Raw genomic sequence first — 19,381 nt, 5'->3', positions numbered from 1 at the left:
GCGATAATCCACGTGAGAGAAATTTGACGTTTTAAATACATGGGGCTAGTCGTGCGGATTATCGAGTGTGCTGTTTAATAAACTCGAGCACCGGCGTGGGATCATCCATTCCATGTGTATGCCCCTTATTTTCAATGATCACTTCAATGGAGCCACCCAGTTTGTTGTAACGTGCTTCCATGAGAGCGTCATTTTCTTCATAAGGAACGGCGGCATCATTGTTGCCACAAACCATTAGAATTGGCACTCCAGCTCTGGCCAGTGGCTCCAGCTTATCAATCGGACTCACTTCAGCTTCGAGTAACTCCTGATCGGAGGTGAAACCATACACAGCCTTCATGCCCTTCCATGATCTAGCGTCTCCACTCCCGACAGAATCACTACCAGCCACCAGTTTTCCGCCTGGCCAGCTATCGACGTTGCAAACCCCATTGTCGACATTGATGCTGCTCACCTTCTCAGGATTCACGGAAGCCCAGGTGAACAGCGACAAAGTTCCGCGGCTGAACGATGCCATCGAACATTTTCTAGAGAACCCATACTCGGTCGTCAATAATTCGTAAGCCGCATCAATATTAGCATTCCCCTTGGGATGCCCATGCACATCTCCGAAAGCCAGCACCACATGATACCCTTGCTCCACTAGTTGCAAATCTGCTTCGTTAACTTTTGCTAGCTGATCCCAAAACAGACTCCGCCACAACCAAGGTTTCCCCGGCGCGGCTTGCTTCGGGCAGATCACTGAAAACTCCCCTGCTCTGTTTGAATTTGGTAGCGATCGTATCCTTTGAAGTCCTTCTTCTCGCCGGAAAACGCCTGTGCCTGAGCTAACGTAGAAACCGAAGCCGACTGGTTTCCTTGATTAGAGTCCGGGCCCACAGTCGAGGCGTATAAATCAGCAGAGATCAATGACATTGAAGCCATGAATAAACCAGTAAGTAAGTAGTCTCGAAGAATCATATGCGTATTATTTATTGAATCATACACACTACCTTACGGATGAACGATCCCGTATTTACGTGAATAGAGTTTTTATTCAGGTCAGTTGTCTATGCGTCTCTGGTTTAGTTCAATATAATTGAAATGCTTAAGGCGTAGCCGTAGCAGTTGCCTCAGCATAAAGATCCTCCATCTGATTACGGAGCTTCGATAACACCTCTGCATATTCAGGATTGGAAATTAGGTTATTCATCTCGGATGGGTCCGTCTCCAAATCATAGAGTTCTTCAATCACTGGATCGTGCTCGTGATATTTAAAATACTTATAGCGCTCTGTCCGCACACCACGCGTGCGATAGGATCGATTGTCAGCGATCAACTCATCATTAAGCCCGGGAATATCAGGGTTTTTCTGAATAATCGCCGTATGGAGTTCTTGAATAAAGAAATTTTCCATGAGCACCGTCTCGCGCCACTGTGACATGTCTTGAGTGCCATTCAAGAGACCACTCAAATCACGCCCTTTCATAATCTCTGGGATCTCTAACCCAGCCAGTGAAACAATCGTCGGTGCTACATCTGCGGAGGAAACCATCGCCTTTTCTCGGCGGCCCTGCTGCGACTTAGGTGCTCTTCCATCGAAGACGATCAGTGGCTCTTTGATCGATTCTTCGTAAAGGAGCGCCTTATCATAAAGTCCGTGAGATCCGTGGAATCGACCATTATCACTGGTGTAGATCACGATGGTATTTTCTAAAACATCCATCTCTTTCAGCTTAGCCATCAATCGGCCGACTTGTTGATCCACGGTATAACCTTGCACTGCAAAGCGACGTGTTGTCGCTTGATACTGTTCAGGCGTCGAGGTGCGAGCGACATGCAAGTAGGTGCCTCGGCAATGATCGAGCAGCTTCGGTAGTTCCATATTCTTCCCTTCAACCCAGTTTTCAGGAACCCACATTTCCCGGCCTTCAAAGAGCTCCACATGTGGCGTATGCATGTCATCGTCATGATCATTCTTTACGGCATCAAAGCTAATAGAGAGACAGAAAGGCTGCCCCTTGGGTTGCGTCTCGAGGAAACGAATCATCGCATCGCCTTTTTTCAACGTCCGCTCAGTCTTCGGACGGTCTTCACGGAATATATTTTTAAGTGCCGTGTCCTCTTTCGGCCAAATCATGCCGCCAACCGCAAAGAAATCAAAGTATTCGGCTGCCGTCTTCGGCATATGGTCCAGACGAATGCCGAACTTACCAACAAAGCCAGTCCGATAGCCCGCCTCTTTCAGCCGTGCAGGATAGCTATCAGCAAACTCTTCTTTGGGCAGACTTCGATTATACGGATAAGTAAACCCAACCTGGTGATCAGAAAAATAGCGACCAGTAAACATGGTAGCTCGACTCGGCATGCAGATGGCCACCGCGTAATACGCATTGTCAAAGGTCACCCCTTGCTCTGCCAACTGGTCGATATGCGGCGTAATCACGTCTGTCCGGCCATAACAACCGAGTGTATCCCAGCGTTGATCATCTGTCATCAAGAAGACGATATTAGGTTTCTGCCCCAAGCCTGTTTGGGCATAGGAAGTGACTGCGAGCAGCACCAGAGATGCGACTGACAGTATGCGTTTATTTATTTTCATAATTTGCTTCTCCAAGCTTTTAAATATTCCTAGAATGCACGCTGCTGGTAAGCGTTTAGTTTTTACATAAAATTCCCCCGCGTGGATCTATCGAAGCTCGACGGCTAGCTCTTGAAACGCGCTGTTCTCGCCTGCAGCAGTCACGGGTGAAACGGCCCACACAATCCAGCGGAATTGACCGATCGTCTGCCCATCAAGAGCACGTAACGAGGCCGCGGTATAGGTCGCCTGACTGAGATCAGTCGTATCGATCATACCAAGTGGCGTGTATGCAGACAAATCCCAGCCTGGGTCCACTACGGATGCGCTTCCATATAGTGCGACTTTCTGCGCGCCACGATGCCCCTTTCGAAAAGACCAGCTAGTGATCGCAGCAACCGACTGCACACTCCCCAGGTCCATCTTATAAGCACCGTCCTACACGCTATTTCCGAAAACCGGTCCATAACCTTGACCAAGCTGACCATCGACCAGTGTCTCGATTCCATCATTTGATGTTCTAGGGTTGGCAGTTACGGATTTCCCTGATGCGGCTGGAATGGGCAACTTCACAAATCCGCTGGTGCCAGACGCAGTCTCGATTTGAACAATTGAGTTTCTCTTAACCGTTAATTCCAACTGCTGTTGATTACGGACGACCTTGAGTGTTAGACTTGTTGCATTGGTTTCGGACAGTGCTTTAAAGAAGGCACCGACATTAGACACTGCTTTTCCATCCAATCCCTGAATCAAATCACCGTCCTGCAGACCTGCCTTTGCAGCCAACGAACCAGATGGCACTCGTAGAGCGATGCCTCCGTCCTCCTTGCGGGTGCCAAAAGCTGAATACTCTTCGCCTTTCAACGAACGCAATTCAGCGCCCAACCACGTTTTCACTGTATCAACCGCAGGAGTCGCTTTCTTTGAAGTAGCTCTCGGCTTAGGAGCCTTTTTCTGAAACGAGGGAATTCTTGCGATCCCTTTAAGCGACGGTTTCTTAACTCCGAACTGATCCATCGGAAAATTCTTAAATCCAACCGCAAACGCAGGTGATCCCTCTTTAACCGAGAAGTCACCGTTATCCGGATCAACGAAGAGTGGATCACCGAGGATCGAATTCACATCCCAGTTATGCTGTTCACGATTCTTTTGCAGTGCGGCCTCATTCGATTGGTAGTAGAAATTACGGTCTACGAGCCCATCGACTGTCACCTCCCCACGAATATATGGCGCATTTGCTCGTGCCATGATATTCGACTCTACCATATCATTACTGTTATTAAACCAAACATGAGAGCTCAGACCGTTATTGATCACGATGTTATTCCAAGCCCGACGCCTGAAGCCCTCACGCAACTTCAGACCACCGCTAAGCATTAGATTATTATAGATATCATAGTTGCTCGATCCATCATCCAAGTCGATATCCCAACCATGCTCACAGCGCCAACGGCTGTCACGGATGACAGTTGTCTTCATCGCATCTAAAAACGGTAAACTCGGATCCTGATCAACGGCCTCTTGCGATGCAGTTAAGTGATCACTACGCCAGTAACGATCACGCCCCCATGAGTTAAAGGAACCATGATCATGCGTTTCCAATACAGTATCAAACACATCACAGCGCTCGATTAAGTGCCCACCCCAGGCACCGTCGCCGATATTGATCCCCGCGCGTGCCGTATCGTAGATAGAGCAATCCCGCACGGTGATCTCCATCGCCATGTCGATCACCACACCCGCAGGTTGACGCTCGGTGCGTCCGATACCATGAATCAAGCAATCCTCAACCACACCGAGCGATGGATAGTTATTCGTCTTCGGCCCAGGTGTGCGATCAATCGTCGCGAGATCGTTTTTCTCACTGTATTCAAACAACGGGTTACGCACTGCATCTGGATCGCCAATGAAACAAACACCACTCGCTCCCGTATCATGAATGTGGCAGCCCTTCACCATTGTTCGGCGGTTGTAATTGTTGACGAAAATCGCGTTGCCGCCGACTTGGTCAAACTCGCTATCGAGAATGCTAATATCTTCAGTTCCGGTTAACATAAAAGCCCCCCCTCGATAGATCGCCCAATCAGAGCGAAGCAGCTGCTCTTTAGTATCCATGAACGTGCGAGCCGCATGACGCACCACAAAACCTTGGAGCGTGATGTGCTTTACTGGAGTAGTCTCTGAGCCTTTAAATTCAACGAGGTGGCGCAGGCGCACGATTTCAACAGTCGCGCTGCCAAGATCTAGGTCTGCTGGGGGCATATAGTAGAGCGTGCTGGTCTTGGCGTTATGATACCACTCACCTTCCGCATCGAGCTCCTCAAAGATATTCTCTACCATGCGAAATTCATCGTGCATCCCCATTTTACGGTTGTTCTGCCAACCACCTTCATAGGTCACTTCTCCTTCGGCATCTTTACCAGTGATGCGATAATGATACCCGCCCCACTGTCCGCGGTGCATTGCATGGATATAACCTCCCGTAGGATCCTCCCATCCCGCCGCACGCTCTTTGGAAAAAGCATCCGCAGACGCGCCTTGATAGGCCACCGCCTTCTGACTCGCGTCGTAGTTTGGGTAGCGCGCCATGCGCTGATTACGACCATTGATAAATAGTTGATCAATCGTCACTCCCTGCGGCGTCGTAGCTTGATAAATACCATCGCGATAAACCGTCCAGCTAAGGTCTAAGATTGAACCGCCACTCAAGACAGCCCCCCCTTCATTCAGCGCTTTATAGATAACTGGCTTCGCTGCACTGCCAGAATCCTCTGGTGTAAAGACCAGCGTTTCAGGTAAATAATAAACTCCATCCGCCACGTGCACTGTCACCGGAGCCTTGCCCGCATGTGAACGCACGATATCTCGCGCCTGTGCGAGTGTCGCCACAGGCGCAGACTGCTGCCCCAGTTCGTGTCACGCCCAGTCGGGCTGACATAGATATCTGCCGCACGAGCAATGTTCGTAGCCACCAACAGGCCTAGTAATAGCTTTTTATTTATCATGTATTTAGTAAGAGTTTCAGATTGGCTCATCCAAGCGCATCGAACGCGTTAAAGCACGAATTCCATACTATCAGTTCTCCGTCCGCCTGTACGTCACATGATCGTGCGACAAATATAAAAAAAGCCCGAGACACTTAACTCAGTGTCTCGGGCTTCAAATCAACCCCCGATCGATTGATTTCCCGAATAAAAGAACATTTATAATATTTAATCTGCTCGATTCTAACGGCGACGGCGAACCATGACACTAACCAAACCAGTCAGGCCTGTAAGCAAAGCGTAAGTGCCTGACTCGGGAATCGCAGTAGCCACTCCAAAAACATCAAACTCCCGGTAAATCACGGCTCCACCGCTGCCATTTCGATTTGCTTCTGAGAAATTCGTAAATGTAATCGCCTTCACGCCACTTGCGACGATACCACTCGTATCTTCAGTAATCGTTACGACCGTGTAACCATTCTCATCAAAGTTATTAAAATAAGTTGAATCATCAGTTAAACCATGGTAAGTGCCTGCTACCGCTCCTGCCGCCGTATCAGCGGAGATTACAGTCGCCGTAGAATCATTCATAAAAGTAACAATCACGTCAAAGCCCTGTGCAGCACGCTGATTCCCTCCAGCCAGAGTAACAATACTAGTAATATCATACCCCAGAGTATTGACAGAGGTATCAAAATTGAAAGTCAGCACATCACCAGGCACGATACTCGCATCGCCAGTGGTATTTGTAGCCGCAGGCACCGAACCATCATTTACTTCAATTATTCCAGCTGCAGTGATACCGGTATTAATGACATTAGCCAGCGACGACTGCCCATCGTTCACCAAGTCGGAATTGCTCACCGAGAAACTGCTGTTTGCAAAAGTGTTATCAGCCGACGTCTGAGTCGTAAAAATAGTTGCGGCTTGAGCGACATGCGCTAGCACGAATGTCGCTGCGGTAGTAAGGAGAACTGTATTTTTCTTCATATGGTATCGATAGTTGATTTATGGTAATAACTGACTCCGTAATGACATTAAAAAACTAAAGTCACCGGATATTCTCGATCATACTATCACACCTCCCCTCATTAGCCTGTCACATAAACATGCGACAAATTTCAGATTATTTTTGAGTGTCATGACTCCAAGGCTATGCACACTAAATCTATCACACTCGAAAAATGAATCTCAAAATTTACACGAGTTACTTGCTCCTACTGACCGCCCTTACTACATCTGAAGTAAGCGCAAACGATGCAATCCAAGCGATGCCACTGAGCCAGTTGGAAGCCCGTCGAGATGTCATCAAGGCTGAGCTCGCTCAACTCGCGACTTTTAGTTTACGCAGTGGAGTCGGCTCGAACGGCTACCGATCCGCTCCCCATCTAGCTCTTGACAATACCAAGTGGATCGAGATCGACCTAGGAAAAATGGTTCCGATCGATCTCATTGTAGTCGTCCCGACACTAGTGCGTGATAGCAAAGATGGCTATATTGCTGACGGATTTCCCACAGAATTTCGCATACTGGCCGGAACATCTGACGACAGACAGAAACAAACTCTCATCGCTTCGTTCAATGAATCTGACCAACTACTCCCTCGTATCGCGCCTGTGCTCGTGCCAACTGAAGGCCTTAACGCCAGCTGGATTCGAATTGAAGCAAGTCGGGTTCCCAAACGTGTAATCGACGGGAAATATGCGCTCCAGCTTTCAGAGATCTTTGTATTTGAAGGCAACACCAACTGGGCATTAAGACGGCCAGTGGCATCCTCAGAGCCAATCAGTCCTTTAATCAGCCCTTGGAGCGCTCGATACCTCACCGATGGAGCCACACCCTATTTTATGGATGCTGCGACAGGCGATAAGGGCATCGCATTTATTAATGCGGTCGGTGCCGCCGATCAGCCATCGTTCACAATCGATCTTGGCGAAGTTCAAACCATTTCACAAATCAATCTACATGCCGTCGATCAAAGCGACACTGTGCCTCAAGGCTTCCTGGGAGACTTTGGAATACCTCATCATTTCAAAATCGAAGGTGCCATGGAATCTGACTATTCAGATGCCGTAACGCTCCTAGAAGCTGAGCATCAATCCATTTACGACATCGGCCCGATAATGAGCTGGAACACCCCAGCAACGGCCTGCCGTTACGTTCGGCTAACGGCACTAAAACCATATATTTTCAACAACGGAGTGCATAAAGGGACACGCATCGGTTTCGCAGAAATCGAACTCCTATCAAACGGGCGGAATATTGCACTAGGCAAGCAAGTATCGAGTAATTTTTATGTCGAATCAGAACAACGCCCCCTGTCAAGGCTAACCGATGGCCTAAACTTTTATGGCCATATTCTGTCTATACGCAGTTGGATGGAGCAACTGGCACGCAGACACAACTTAGAAACAGAACTACCACTCATCACAGCAGAACTCGAAAAGCGCTACGCCCGCCAAAAGGCCAATTTAAATCGACTGACATGGCTCGCAGCAATACTCACGGTCGGTATCGCGTTGACGATCCTAATTGAGCGGCTGATGCGCCAAAGACAAGTCGCACAAATCAAACAACGTCTGGCCGCCGACCTACACGACGAGTTAGGAGCCAACGTCCACTCAATGGGAATGCTCAGTGATTTAGCCGACGACGCAGATAGCGCCGAAGAGCTACAGTCGCTCCACAAAGAAATATGGGATCTCAGCCAACGCACCGGCACAGCCGTGCGCTACTGTACCAACATGCTCGAAGCAGAGGGACTCTACCTGGGGCTCATTGAAGATATGGAACGCGCTGCACAACGTATCACCGTGAGTTACCAGCACGACTTTTCAGCCGAAGGGAGCGAGTTGACCAAACAACTGAGACCACGCACCCAAATTGACCTTTTTCTGTTTTACAAAGAATGTCTCATCAACATCTGCCGTCATTCCAATGCCACTCAACTAACCACTCGTATTATAGCAGAATCAAATACAATCCTACTAACGGTCTGTGATAATGGTCAAGGAATACAAAAGATCCCTGCGTCGCTAGAGCGCAGAGCACGTCTAATGCGAGGTCAAATCAAACTAGAGACACCGATCGAGGGGGGCACGACTATCCAACTTAAACTAAAAATACGTAGAAACTGGCTCGCACGACTACTGTCGTCACGAGCATAAGCAAACGCACACATAAATCATGTTAAAACAAATCAAACTAATGCTCGTCGAAGATAGCCCTGAATACAGGACAACCATCACAATGGCGGTCAAGAAGGAAGAAGACATTGAGCTCATCAGCCAGTATAGCACCGCAGAAGAAGCCTTGAGAAAAGTCGAGGGCGCTTCTTCAATCACTGCACCGGAGATCGTGCTACTCGACCTCAATCTCCCTGGCATGAGTGGTAACGAAGCCCTACCGTGGTTCAAGAAATACATCCCCAAAACAAAAGTAATCGTCCTCACCCAATCGAATCAAGAAGCCGATGTATTGGCAGCCATTTCAGCAGGAGCGAGCGGCTACCTTTTAAAGGGGGCTACTCGCAAAGAGATCTTTGACGGCATTCGCAGTGTCAACAATGGCGGCGCCATGATTGACCCTGCAGTTGCTCAATATATACTCAAGCAGTTAAAATCATCCCCAAAGGATCTAGGCAATACAAAGGCGCTTTCCTCACGAGAGCTGGAAATCTTGACACTACTAGGCGATGGACTCGTGCAAAAAGAAATTTCCGCTCGCCTCAACATCACCAACAACACAGTCGGCACTCACTTACGTCGCATTTACGAGAAACTCGAAGTGCAGAACGCACCCGCTGCAATTAACAAAGCCTACAAGAGAGGCCTGCTCCCCGGCTAGTATATTTCATCTCCAACATTTTAGGCTTAAGTTTTGAAACTGAAGTATCCAATTTCGTGTATGTCTCTCCCGAAACTCACTACATTCCATCCTCTAAGTGAGCGTGCTTCCCCTTACTTTTCCCTTCGTTCACCTTTTTATACAAATTCCTTTTAGCACGACTCGCATAAGGATTCGCAGGACCATCATACCAATCTCCGTCATCAGTCATACGTAGATCCCCTTGTTCAGTTAATTGCGCAAATAGCTCTTGCTTCAGTGCAGCCATTTGCTGGACATATTCTGGATTCCCAGAAAGATCCGTCATACACTCAGGGTCCTTAGAGACATCATACAACTCCTCGGCGCCACGCTTCCCGAGCGACAGCTTCCAATACTCTGAATTCTCTCCCGCCGCAATAATCGCACTCTTCGTCGGGCCCGCATCCGTATCCAGAAATCCAGTCGATGGATTACCACACGGCCAGCGGGTTGGCTTAAAATTGTGAATATATAAAAGCTGCCCTTTCCGAATCGCTCGCACGGGATAGCCCCAATCATTTGGACGCCCGACATCATTGCGCTCACGCCCCATCAAGATCGTGTCACGTTGTGGAATATTTGCCATCTCACGGCCACCCTTGAAGATCTCTAACAAGCTGCGACCAGTCCAAGGTTGCATCCCACTTTGTTCCTGACTGATTCCAGCCATTTCCATAAAAGTCGGTGCAATATCTATAAAACTAATGAACTGATCAAAACTACGCCCAGGTTCCTTGATGCCGTTCTTCCACATCGCCATAAAAGGCATGTGCGCCGAATTATGATACGGATGCCCCTTCACACGGGGGAATGGCATGCCATTATCCGAAGTCACAATCACCAGGGTATTTTCAAGTAAGCCTTCATGCTTGAGCGCCTCGATACAACGCCCAACTTGGCGGTCGAAATACTCCACCTCCACAGCATAATCGAGCATATCGTGTCGCACCGCTTCCGTATCCGGCCAATAGTTTGGCACCTCCGGAATGGAGTCTAAGGCTTTACCGTTTTTCACGCCTGATTTAAATTCATACTTGCGGTGTGGTTCTTTGCAACCGACCCAAAATGCAAAAGGCTTAGAAGCGTCACGGTCGTCTAAAAACTGTTCAAAATTCCTGGCATAGTCCGTGGTCGAAATTTGTTTTGCGGGACGCTCCTGAACTTCGTGCGCTTGATACTCTTTTCCAAGCAAATCGCGCCCCTGCGCCACACCGGGTCCCCATCCCTTGCCGGTGACGCCGACATCGTATCCATGTTCCTCCAGCGCCTCTGCGTAGGTTTTGAATTTCTCGGGGAAAATAGGCCGATGATTGACCGCCGCTTCAAGTTGCCAGGGATTACGACCTGTGATGATGACTGAGCGCGATGGAGCGCATTTGGGATTCGGAGTGTAAGCTGAGGTAAAATTGATCCCCTGCTCAGCAACTCGGTCAACATTTGGAGTATTGACCCAAGTGCAGCCATTTACACCGAAATGCTCAAAGGAAGCATCATCTGCGATGATGAACAAAGTATTGGGTCTCGAATCCGTGGCAAAACTTGTAGTGAGACCAAGAACGGCCGTCGCAAAGCCTACCATTACTGCTTTCTTTATTTTTATATTCATTCGCTTAGTTAAAATCATTGTATTGAAATAGAAACTGTCGCCTTTAAGCTCTTGGCCACATCGTTTTTAGTTTTAAAGGTAAAGCTATCCTTACCGCTAAAACCAGCGTTCGGAGTATAAGTTAGGTTCGGAGCATTACCGGAAAGCCTCCCATTCTTAGGCTGACTGAACACAGCATAAGTCAGATTGCTCTTTTGCGGATCAGCCCCCCTTAGAGAAATCTTAGCAGCCCCTACAGCTTTTACTGTTACAGTTTGTGGAAAGGCAATCGGCATCCAATCCCACGTCATTCGGCACTCTTCTGTTTCCACGTTTAACCATACATCAACATGCTCGAATGAGCGGGTAAAAATGTATCCGTTTCTGACGGGGGGCCCAAGAGGTTTCCCCAAAGGATGGCGAAATTCCTCGATATACGCTTTTGTATGCCAGAGCAACTTGTCATGAGACGTATTTTTAGACACCTGAAAACCAAAGTAGCTGTATGGATTCACATAAATCAAATGATAGGCCAGAGGCAGCTGAATCTCTTCTCTGATAATATCGATCACTTCATCTCTACGCCCTTCGTCGATCATCCCCTGTGCCTCATCACTACTTAAACAAAAATGGTTCAGGTTCCCGTGATTCGGTTGAACCATCATCCCCTTCACTGATGCCTCACGGAACAGTTGAATACTCGCAGCCGCAGCCTCGGCTCGACTCATGACTACCAATCCAGCTCCACTACCGTGCTTCCAGCCCTCGGAGTATGAACTGTTAAATATATGCATCAGCTCACGGCTCCCTCCTAGGCGGCTGGAGCGTAAAACGTTCCCAGTCAAAATATCTCCTTTAGGCAATCGCCTCCGAATGCTCACATACGATTTCTGCCGGTTATTGCCCTCTATAACACCCCCTTCATAAAACTGAAGAGCCTTGTCACCCCCAGTTGCCTTATCGATAAAAATGCTATCAATGTTCGGGTCTTGAAGCCTGGCCACACACCAATCAGACCACCACTTACGCATCTCGGGATGATTGTGATTATAGCGATACCAATTTCGTATTTTATCGTATCGCCTCTTCCCGTTTTGATCTAAGTCATAAAGAGTCCATTCCTTTTCATCAAAATGAGCATTCGCAGCCGTTCGATCGTGATGAAGTCCCGCATTCTTATACGTCCCCGTATGCACCCTGGGATTATATGATTTGAGCTTAGCTGCGGTCACACGAACTCCCTCTTCTACGCTTTTTGTCCCATACGTATTCCGCCCTCCCAAAGCAACTACCGGATACGAGGCTGCAATCAGCTTGGCAGCTTCGTCAGGCAGTGGCGATTGACTCTGGACACCTGCCCTCATCGGCAGAGTATCCCACGACCAATCTGGATACCTGATATTACTAGCTGGGGCATACTCCTTTCGGTGAGTCGGCCCAGTCGGATAATGTGAATAATCACCCACCTCTGTATCCAGAAAATCAGGCAACTCTGAGACAATGATTTTATAAACAACGCTGCTCACGATCGATCCTGATTTTGCAGCCGAGGTAGCCAACATGGGATCAAGGTGCCTCAGAGCTGTTCCTCCTCCTTTTCTTGAAGCAAAAGCAGTCAAATTGTCACCTTCACCAAAAATCATAATATGATTCCCCCGCCCCTTTACCGATGCACTGACAAACCCTTGTGGCTGGGGTTTAAAATTTGTGGACAACTTAATATTTTTGACACTGAACCGAAGTGTTTCTCCTTCATCCACATCACCGTCCTTACCGACACCCCATCCATTACTGTTGCCTTTGACTACTGATGAATGTCCGAGCTTAGTCATTGAAGATTTCCCTAAAACCAGCTCCGGTTCCTCGTCTTCCGACACCGCTTCACCTTCGTCTTCTTTGATATAATTATAGGTTGATCCAGCAAATCCCTCGACGTGCAGATCAAAGGTGATTGTATCATTTTTTCCGTCTCCATCAAAATCGGAACCGCTCCAGCGAGTTGAATACACAATTGCCCCCTTACTTGACTTCAATTGATAACTCAAATCAGGAGATGATAGATTGCGAATGCGTCGGCCTGTATTGACCTGGAGATCCAGTGGGGCATTACCTGTTCCACCCGTAGCAATAAACCAAAGGGTGCTGGATCTTTTTGCAACATCATCAATCACCTTCAAGTTTAGGCTGTCATTGTCCATAGTGACAACACCACCGTCCAACCCCAGAAAAGCGACGTTTTCAGGATCAAAAGCGCCTGTCACTGAGCCGAACTTTACCAGTTCAATCTCGTTGCTCCCCATGGTATAGTTCCGCAGGTCAATCTGCAGTGTCGCTCCCTTGGCAATGGATAGCTGATTCTTTACCTCAATAGGCTTGGGAGGCTTAAGATCAAAATCAAACCTGAGTTTTGCAGTCGATGCCAAAGTGAGATTCGTCACCTTGATATCAGATACGTCTCCTGTAACCACAAAAGATCCTTTGCCCACAAATAACTCTCCACCCACCGCTAACTTTCCTTTCATCATCTGAAAGTATGAATTTGATGTAGCCCTAGAGGAACTGCCCACCTGTAGGTCGCCAGAGATGTTTACATTGGAAAAGCTAGAGAGTTCCAGCAGCCCACCAGCAGCGCCTGATTCATCTCCCAAAATAAGATCGTCCAACATCAACTCCCCGTGACACACCTCAAGCTTAGCACCGTCCTGCAATTTGACTGAACAAGGATTCGAAACTTCCACTGGCGTTGCGACAACAGGCATGACACTCTTGCCACTTAAAACAACCTGCTCTCCCACTTCATGCCCCGGAACTTTCCCCGATGACCAATTGCGTGGCATATTCCAATTACTGTCAACTGAACCGTTCCAAGTAACATCATCTCCACGACCGACCACCGGTAACAATAACAAGGCTGCTACACATAAATATGTCATCCATTTTATGGTCATTCTAAATTGATCAGGTGGTTCACAACTCATATTTACTGCCGAACAGGCAACGGCTTAGGGTTACGATGAAAAGCCGCTGGCCGGATATTTTGAACGAGCTCTTTCTACATTCCGCCTTTTCTTTTTTTCCCTTTACCACTTTTTTTGCCATGCTCAATAGTTGGCCAATAAGGATCGTCGACATGTTCGCGATCCATAATCTTTGCCATGGTATCAACCATTTCCGGATAACTGGCCGCAATGTCCGTCTCTTCTCTTCGGTCATCACTCAACTTGTAAAGCTGAATAGGGTCTTTGGTTCCATACCGGATCGCCTTGTAATCACCCATAATAAGCGCTTGCTGAAATTCGGTATAAAATTCCCAGTAGATAAACTCGTGCGGCGTTTGCTTTTCTCCCAGAAGGGTTGGTAGCACAGAACGTCCGTCCCCACCATCAGGAGCCTGAGCACCGGCGATCTCGGCCAGTGTTGGCATCACATCATAAAACACCCATTTAAAGTCGGAGACCTTATTAGCCGGAACCTTACCAGGCCAGCGCACAATCATTGGTGCATTCACCCCGCCCTGTAGGAGATCTCTCTTTTTACCGCGTTGGTCTCCAGCTGAGTTAAATTTATTTTTACCCCAGATTTTACTCGGGCCGTTATCGCTGGTGAAAAATACAATTGTATTTTCATCAATGCCGCGCTCTTTCAGCAGTTCGAATAGGCGGCCGACATCTGCGTCTAAGCGGGTGATCATTGCCGCAAATATTTTCTCCGTTTCCGACAAACCTTCCATGTCTTTATAAATACCCAAGTCTGGCACCTGGTATTTATCGTGTGGTATACAAAATGCCGCATAATAAAAAAATGGCTTTTCATGATTCTGATCAATCCAGTCAAGCATATCATCAGCCATGGAATCATGCGAATAACGGGGTTTACCATCCACAAGCTCTACGGGTTTCTGTGCACCGTCAGACCAAAGTGTTTTGACATAGTAATTGTGAGCTTTCCTTTGGTCAAGGTAACCATAAAAATGGTCAAATCCCTGTTTGTCAGGAGTCCCAGTGGTCCCCTCATTGCCCAATCCCCATTTGCCACAACCTCCAGTGACATAACCATTTTGTTTTAGCATTTCAGCATTGGTAACATCTTCAGGGAGTAGCGGGACCAAGGTCTTTGAACCATCTTTTGTGCCGTTATCACGGCGTCGAGCGTGCCCCGTGTGTTTACCAGTCATTAATACGCAGCGAGACGGCGCACACACTGGTGATCCTGAATAGGCATGGGTAAAACGAGTTCCTTCAAGAGCCATTTTGTCCAGACTCGGCGTTTGTATGATATCGTTATATCCATAGCAGCCGACTTCACCAACTCCTAGATCATCAGCTAAAATGAAAATAATATTCGGCGTTGTATCGAGTGCCTTCTCTGCGGCATGACTCGTTATGGCCACAGCCACCGCAAGTGATAAAGATAACAATTTCCAATTCATACTTTTCTCTCGATTAAATAAGGTATTCAAAATTCGTGCTTACTTACGAATAGTTAACGGTTCGGGATTATCGACAAAAGCCGCTTGTCGATTGTTGTGGGCTAGCTCTTGTTCAAAAACTTCAGCAAGCTCAAGCAACCGCGCAACAACTTCGGGGTGAGACTTCGAAACATCTTTCCGCTCCCCCAGATCTTCATCTAGATTGAAGAGCGCTGGTGCCACAGTTCCCTTCCCTTTTCCCTTTCCCAGACCGGCTTCTTTCACCCGAAAGGCCAAGTGCAACTTCCATTGACCGCTTCGCACGGCTTTGAGTTGATTCTTACTATGATAAAAGAAGGCCTCATGAGGGGATTCGTGATTTTCGGCTAACACCGGCCAGATATCCTTACCATCGATCACTCGGTCGATCGGAACATCCGCCCCAGCCAATTTTGCAAAGGTAGGCAACAAATCCATTGCGGTCATCAGTTCATCACGATCTACACCAGCCGGAATTCTCCCCGGCCAGCGAATAACCGTTGGCACACGCATACCGCCTTCGAACGTGGACCCTTTACCACCTTTCAACGGACCAGAATTTCCAAGCTTCGGACCATTATCCGATGTAAAGATCACCAAAGTATTTTCATCGACTCCTTGTTCTTTAAGAGCATCCAAAATTTGTCCGACCGACCAATCAACTTCACTGATCGCACACGAATACATCGCGTCCCGGGCTTTAGCCTCTATTGTATTGTTCGATTTTTCCAGCGCGAGTTTAGCACGAAGCGACTCACTCAAATCCTGCCTGAACGGAGGCGATACCGAGATCGGCCGATGCGGCGCGGGATGCGAGATATAGAGAAAAAACGGGAAATCCTTATTCTCTTCAATAAAACGAACCGCGCGCCCCGTAATTCGCTTGGTCAGATAATCGGCATCCGGCGCCAACTCGATCACCGTCTCGCCTTCCAGTAAGGGCAGGGGCGGGAATTTATACTTTTTATTGCCATGAAACGGTGTGATATCGTGGCTGTAGGGAATCCCGAAAAACTCATCGAATCCCTGTTGTATGGGCATCGATTGAAGTTGATCGCCCAAATGCCACTTGCCGACCATCCCAGTCTTATAGCCCGCCGATTTCAGCACTTCGGCAATCGTCAATTCCGTCGGGTTGAGCCCAACCGAATCTACCGCAAGTAAAACCCTGTTAGCCATGCCGACGCGCTGGGGATAACTCCCCGTCATCAAGCCTGCTCGCGACGGGGTGCAAACCGCTCCAGCCATATAGAAGCTGGTTAGCTTTGCTCCCTCGGCCGCCATTTGATCGATCCTTGGTGTCTGGATATGCGTGCCACCAAAACAGCCGAGATCTCCATATCCTTGATCATCGGTCAAGATAATCACGAAATTGGGTTTAGCCCATGCAGTTCCAGCAACTACCAGTAAACAAAACAGTAAATATACTTTCTTCGCTATCATTTCTTTTTCCCTTCATTGCTCAATGCCTTTGCCCCCGCTTTAGCCTCAATCTCGTTTCGTCGAGAATTCTCCCCAATCACCTCGTGATAACCAATGTCCTCCTTAGCAAACTCCAACTGTTTCAGGAGCGAGGCCACCACTTCCGGGTGCTGCTTGGCCACATTGGTGGTTTCGCCAATATCATCGTTAAGATTATAGAGCGTGAGTTCCTCAATATACGGACGATCCTTTTCAGGAACGTGAGATTGCCAACCTTTCCCCTGCTTCGTGCGGTCCAGTTCGGAGTGAGGAAGATGAAGTTTCCAGTCCCCCATCCTCACAGCCCGCAGTGCCTGATGCTGGTAAAAGAAGAAGGGGCGATCTAGATCGGTCTGGTCTCCGTGGAAAATATCAGAGATATCGAGCCCGTCGATCACGCGATCTGCCGGCACTTTTGCTCCTGTGATTTTGGCAATCGAAGGGAGGAGATCGATCATTGCAGTCACGAGATCGGATGTAGTCCCTGCTGGAACTTTACCCGGTGCTCGGATAATGAAGGGAACGCGGAGTCCTCCCTCATAAGTGCTAGTCTTAGCGCTGCGAAGTGGTTCGCAATGTCCCGCATGTTTTTTCTCCTTCCACCAAGGGCCGTTATCACTCGCAAATATAATGTAGGTGTTATCATCCAAGCCCAGCTCCTTAATTTTATCCAAGAGACGGCCGGTATGGTAATCAAGCTCTTCGACAACATCACCGTAAAGCCCCGCGTTTGACTTCCCTTTAAATTGTGCCGAAGCAGCGAGAGGCGTATGCGGCATGGGATGAGCGAGATAAAAGAAGAAGGGTCCGTCTTTATTGGTTTCGATAAACTCAATGGCTCTATTAGTATATAGCTCAGTAAGTGAGGCTCTGCTAGACTTCTCTAGGGAGGGCTTACCTGCTTCATAGATAAGCTTTGAATCGCTATTTTTCGTCCACAAAGAAGTGTCAAATCCCTGATTACTGGGGTTCAGCTCCACTCGGAATGCTTTAAAGCGTCCAGACAGATCCCATTTCCCAGCCATTCCGGTTTTATAGCCAAGCGGTTTCAGTATTTCCGGAATCGTTATCTCATTCAACGACATCGCGGGGTGCGGAGTCATTCCATTATCTCCAGCATCTCTTTCTGTGCGCATAGGATAACACCCCGTCATTAGCGACACGCGGGAAGGACCGCAGACGGTCTGGGCATAAAAGCTCGTAAATCTCATGCCCTCCTGAGCCATCCGATCAATGTTTGGAGTTCGGATATTAGGTGAACCGTAACAACCAAGGTCCTGATACCCCTGATCATCGGTCAAGATGACCACAAAGTTCGGCTGGGCAAAAGCGACCGCCGTAACCGCCAACAAACACAACGATAAAAACTTCTTTTTCATAACATTATTTCCATTGCTCACAATGGCTTTCCTCTTCGCGATTCATCTCTCGCGGGGCGTCAGCTCTTCAGCACTCCGCCCCGCACTTTCAGTATAATTCCGGTAAATTATTCAGACCACTCGATATCGAAGCGCTGAATACAGTAAAGTTTTCCACCTTTTCCAATGTGCACGCCCCACGCTGGAGCTTCCCCCTGATTCGTGTCTGAAAAAGCCTCGGGCCGATAAGTTCCACCTGCAAAAGGCGTGGATGCCATATCATGTGTTTTTGTGAAGTTCACACCATCCTCAGCATACTGGATGGTCTTTACGATATCCTTGGGGCCAACCTTCCCGATCATTGCCGCAACCCCTTTACCCTGCGGCCAGACCACGACTTCGTGATTGCCGGGAATGACAGGATTTTCTGGATGACGGAGATAGGGGCCTCCGGGGTGATCCGCAATCGCTAGTCCCATTTGGGTTTGACTGGCTTTCTTACCCAGCTGACGGCCTTTGTAGTAGAACCAATATTTTCCGTCGCGGACAATCAGGCAGGCATCATCAACCAGATGGCTGTCAAAGTCCGATTTATTATCGCTGTTCTTCAGAACTGGATTAGTATCTAGCTTTTGCCACGGCCCATTCGGAGAGTCTGATACCGCGATGCCGATTTTGGAATCGGGCTTTACCTTCGGATTTTTCGAAATACCCGTGTAGAATAGCCAGTATTGCCCTTCGGCAACAAGGATATTGGGGGTGAAAACACTCGCTTCATCCCAGGCGCCAGCTCCGCCTTTGGAGACCGCTTCGCCTATTTCCGTCCAGTTCACACCGTCCGGAGAGCTTGCTCCCCAGACTGTGGCATCGTAACCAGTTCTAACCGGACCTTTCGAATACCAGACATAATAAAGATCCCCCACCTTGATCACATCGCTCGGATCACGGCGCGAGACCTTCTTTTCCGGGCCAATACCGGTCAAGTCTGTCTTCGTGAATGTAACGGTTCCGTGCGCATCCTCAGCGTTTGCAACAGGCACAGACAAAAGGCATGCTGGAAGCAAGGCCCACATAATCATCTTAGTCATTTTCATCATTCTATCTTTTGTTTCTTTCATT

14 protein-coding genes are annotated in these 19,381 nt (G+C 48.3%); 2 read left to right on the top strand and 12 right to left on the bottom strand.

What is annotated here, in order from left to right; genetic code table 11:
- Positions 1-58 precede the first annotated feature (58 nt).
- From SH580_RS21330 to SH580_RS21305, 6 genes are all read right to left on the bottom strand, one after another.
- Entirely contained in the window at positions 59-742 is a 684-nt protein-coding gene (locus tag SH580_RS21330) for an alpha/beta hydrolase family protein (RefSeq protein WP_319832829.1), read from the bottom strand.
- Positions 739-960: a hypothetical protein gene (locus SH580_RS21325; RefSeq protein ID WP_319832828.1), complete on the bottom strand. Its 222-nt coding sequence runs from the start codon at positions 958-960 to the stop codon at positions 739-741. The genes SH580_RS21330 and SH580_RS21325 overlap by 4 nt, the downstream gene beginning before the upstream one ends.
- Positions 961-1,087: 127 nt before the next feature.
- Positions 1,088-2,581: a sulfatase-like hydrolase/transferase gene (locus SH580_RS21320; protein WP_319832827.1), complete on the bottom strand. Its 1,494-nt coding sequence runs from the start codon at positions 2,579-2,581 to the stop codon at positions 1,088-1,090.
- An 87-nt stretch (positions 2,582-2,668) separates the two neighbouring features.
- Complete coding sequence (locus SH580_RS21315) at positions 2,669-2,983, bottom strand: hypothetical protein (protein ID WP_319832826.1); 315 nt, start codon at positions 2,981-2,983, stop codon at positions 2,669-2,671.
- Positions 2,984-2,998: 15 nt separating this feature from the next.
- Positions 2,999-5,449, bottom strand: coding sequence for a right-handed parallel beta-helix repeat-containing protein (locus tag SH580_RS21310; protein WP_319832825.1), 2,451 nt, complete (start codon positions 5,447-5,449; stop codon positions 2,999-3,001).
- 338 nt (positions 5,450-5,787) lie between these two features.
- Entirely contained in the window at positions 5,788-6,534 is a 747-nt protein-coding gene (locus SH580_RS21305; protein ID WP_319832824.1) for a hypothetical protein, read from the bottom strand.
- A 194-nt stretch (positions 6,535-6,728) separates the two neighbouring features.
- Between SH580_RS21305 and SH580_RS21300 the strand changes: the two genes are divergently transcribed.
- Together SH580_RS21300 and SH580_RS21295 are read left to right on the top strand one after the other, a co-directional pair.
- Entirely contained in the window at positions 6,729-8,711 is a 1,983-nt protein-coding gene (locus SH580_RS21300) for a hypothetical protein (RefSeq protein WP_319832823.1), read from the top strand.
- A gap of 19 nt (positions 8,712-8,730) precedes the next feature.
- On the top strand, positions 8,731-9,390 hold the full coding sequence (locus SH580_RS21295) for a response regulator (protein WP_319832822.1): 660 nt from the start codon (positions 8,731-8,733) through the stop codon (positions 9,388-9,390).
- 79 nt (positions 9,391-9,469) lie between these two features.
- On the opposite strand, the gene SH580_RS21290 is transcribed toward SH580_RS21295, so the two are convergent.
- The 6 genes from SH580_RS21290 to SH580_RS21265 form a co-directional block, all read right to left on the bottom strand.
- The gene (locus SH580_RS21290; protein WP_319832821.1) at positions 9,470-11,017 is read right to left on the bottom strand and encodes a sulfatase family protein; all 1,548 of its coding nucleotides are present in this window, start codon (positions 11,015-11,017) and stop codon (positions 9,470-9,472) included.
- A gap of 14 nt (positions 11,018-11,031) precedes the next feature.
- Positions 11,032-13,944, bottom strand: coding sequence for a putative glycoside hydrolase (locus SH580_RS21285; protein WP_319832820.1), 2,913 nt, complete (start codon positions 13,942-13,944; stop codon positions 11,032-11,034).
- A 104-nt stretch (positions 13,945-14,048) separates the two neighbouring features.
- The gene (locus SH580_RS21280) at positions 14,049-15,455 is read right to left on the bottom strand and encodes an arylsulfatase (RefSeq protein WP_319832819.1); all 1,407 of its coding nucleotides are present in this window, start codon (positions 15,453-15,455) and stop codon (positions 14,049-14,051) included.
- 9 nt (positions 15,456-15,464) lie between these two features.
- Positions 15,465-16,886 carry a sulfatase family protein gene (locus SH580_RS21275; protein ID WP_319832818.1) on the bottom strand — a complete coding sequence of 474 codons (1,422 nt, stop codon included), beginning with the start codon at positions 16,884-16,886 and terminating at the stop codon, positions 15,465-15,467.
- Positions 16,883-18,283: a sulfatase family protein gene (locus tag SH580_RS21270; protein WP_319832817.1), complete on the bottom strand. Its 1,401-nt coding sequence runs from the start codon at positions 18,281-18,283 to the stop codon at positions 16,883-16,885. The genes SH580_RS21275 and SH580_RS21270 overlap by 4 nt, the downstream gene beginning before the upstream one ends.
- Positions 18,284-18,390: 107 nt before the next feature.
- Positions 18,391-19,380 carry a family 43 glycosylhydrolase gene (locus SH580_RS21265; protein WP_319832816.1) on the bottom strand — a complete coding sequence of 330 codons (990 nt, stop codon included), beginning with the start codon at positions 19,378-19,380 and terminating at the stop codon, positions 18,391-18,393.
- Between the last annotated feature and the right edge of the window lies 1 nt (position 19,381).

Source organism: Coraliomargarita algicola, assembly GCF_033878955.1.
Classification (GTDB): domain Bacteria; phylum Verrucomicrobiota; class Verrucomicrobiia; order Opitutales; family Coraliomargaritaceae; genus Thalassobacterium; species Thalassobacterium algicola.
Note: the sequence above shows the minus strand (reverse complement) of the source record. Positions and strands in the feature narration are given on the sequence as shown.

Excerpts from the sequence above, each read along its gene's own strand:
- SH580_RS21325 (WP_319832828.1), bottom strand. The coding sequence starts at position 960 with ATGATTCTTCGAGACTACTTACTTACTGGTTTATTCATGGCTTCAATG.
- SH580_RS21320 (WP_319832827.1), bottom strand. The coding sequence starts at position 2,581 with ATGAAAATAAATAAACGCATACTGTCAGTCGCATCTCTGGTGCTGCTC.
- SH580_RS21315 (WP_319832826.1), bottom strand. The coding sequence starts at position 2,983 with ATGGACCTGGGGAGTGTGCAGTCGGTTGCTGCGATCACTAGCTGGTCT.
- SH580_RS21305 (WP_319832824.1), bottom strand. The coding sequence starts at position 6,534 with ATGAAGAAAAATACAGTTCTCCTTACTACCGCAGCGACATTCGTGCTA.
- SH580_RS21300 (WP_319832823.1), top strand. The coding sequence starts at position 6,729 with ATGAATCTCAAAATTTACACGAGTTACTTGCTCCTACTGACCGCCCTT.
- SH580_RS21295 (WP_319832822.1), top strand. The coding sequence starts at position 8,731 with ATGTTAAAACAAATCAAACTAATGCTCGTCGAAGATAGCCCTGAATAC.
- SH580_RS21290 (WP_319832821.1), bottom strand. The coding sequence starts at position 11,017 with ATGAATATAAAAATAAAGAAAGCAGTAATGGTAGGCTTTGCGACGGCC.
- SH580_RS21285 (WP_319832820.1), bottom strand. The coding sequence starts at position 13,944 with ATGACCATAAAATGGATGACATATTTATGTGTAGCAGCCTTGTTATTG.
- SH580_RS21275 (WP_319832818.1), bottom strand. The coding sequence starts at position 16,886 with ATGATAGCGAAGAAAGTATATTTACTGTTTTGTTTACTGGTAGTTGCT.
- SH580_RS21270 (WP_319832817.1), bottom strand. The coding sequence starts at position 18,283 with ATGAAAAAGAAGTTTTTATCGTTGTGTTTGTTGGCGGTTACGGCGGTC.
- SH580_RS21265 (WP_319832816.1), bottom strand. The coding sequence starts at position 19,380 with ATGAAAGAAACAAAAGATAGAATGATGAAAATGACTAAGATGATTATG.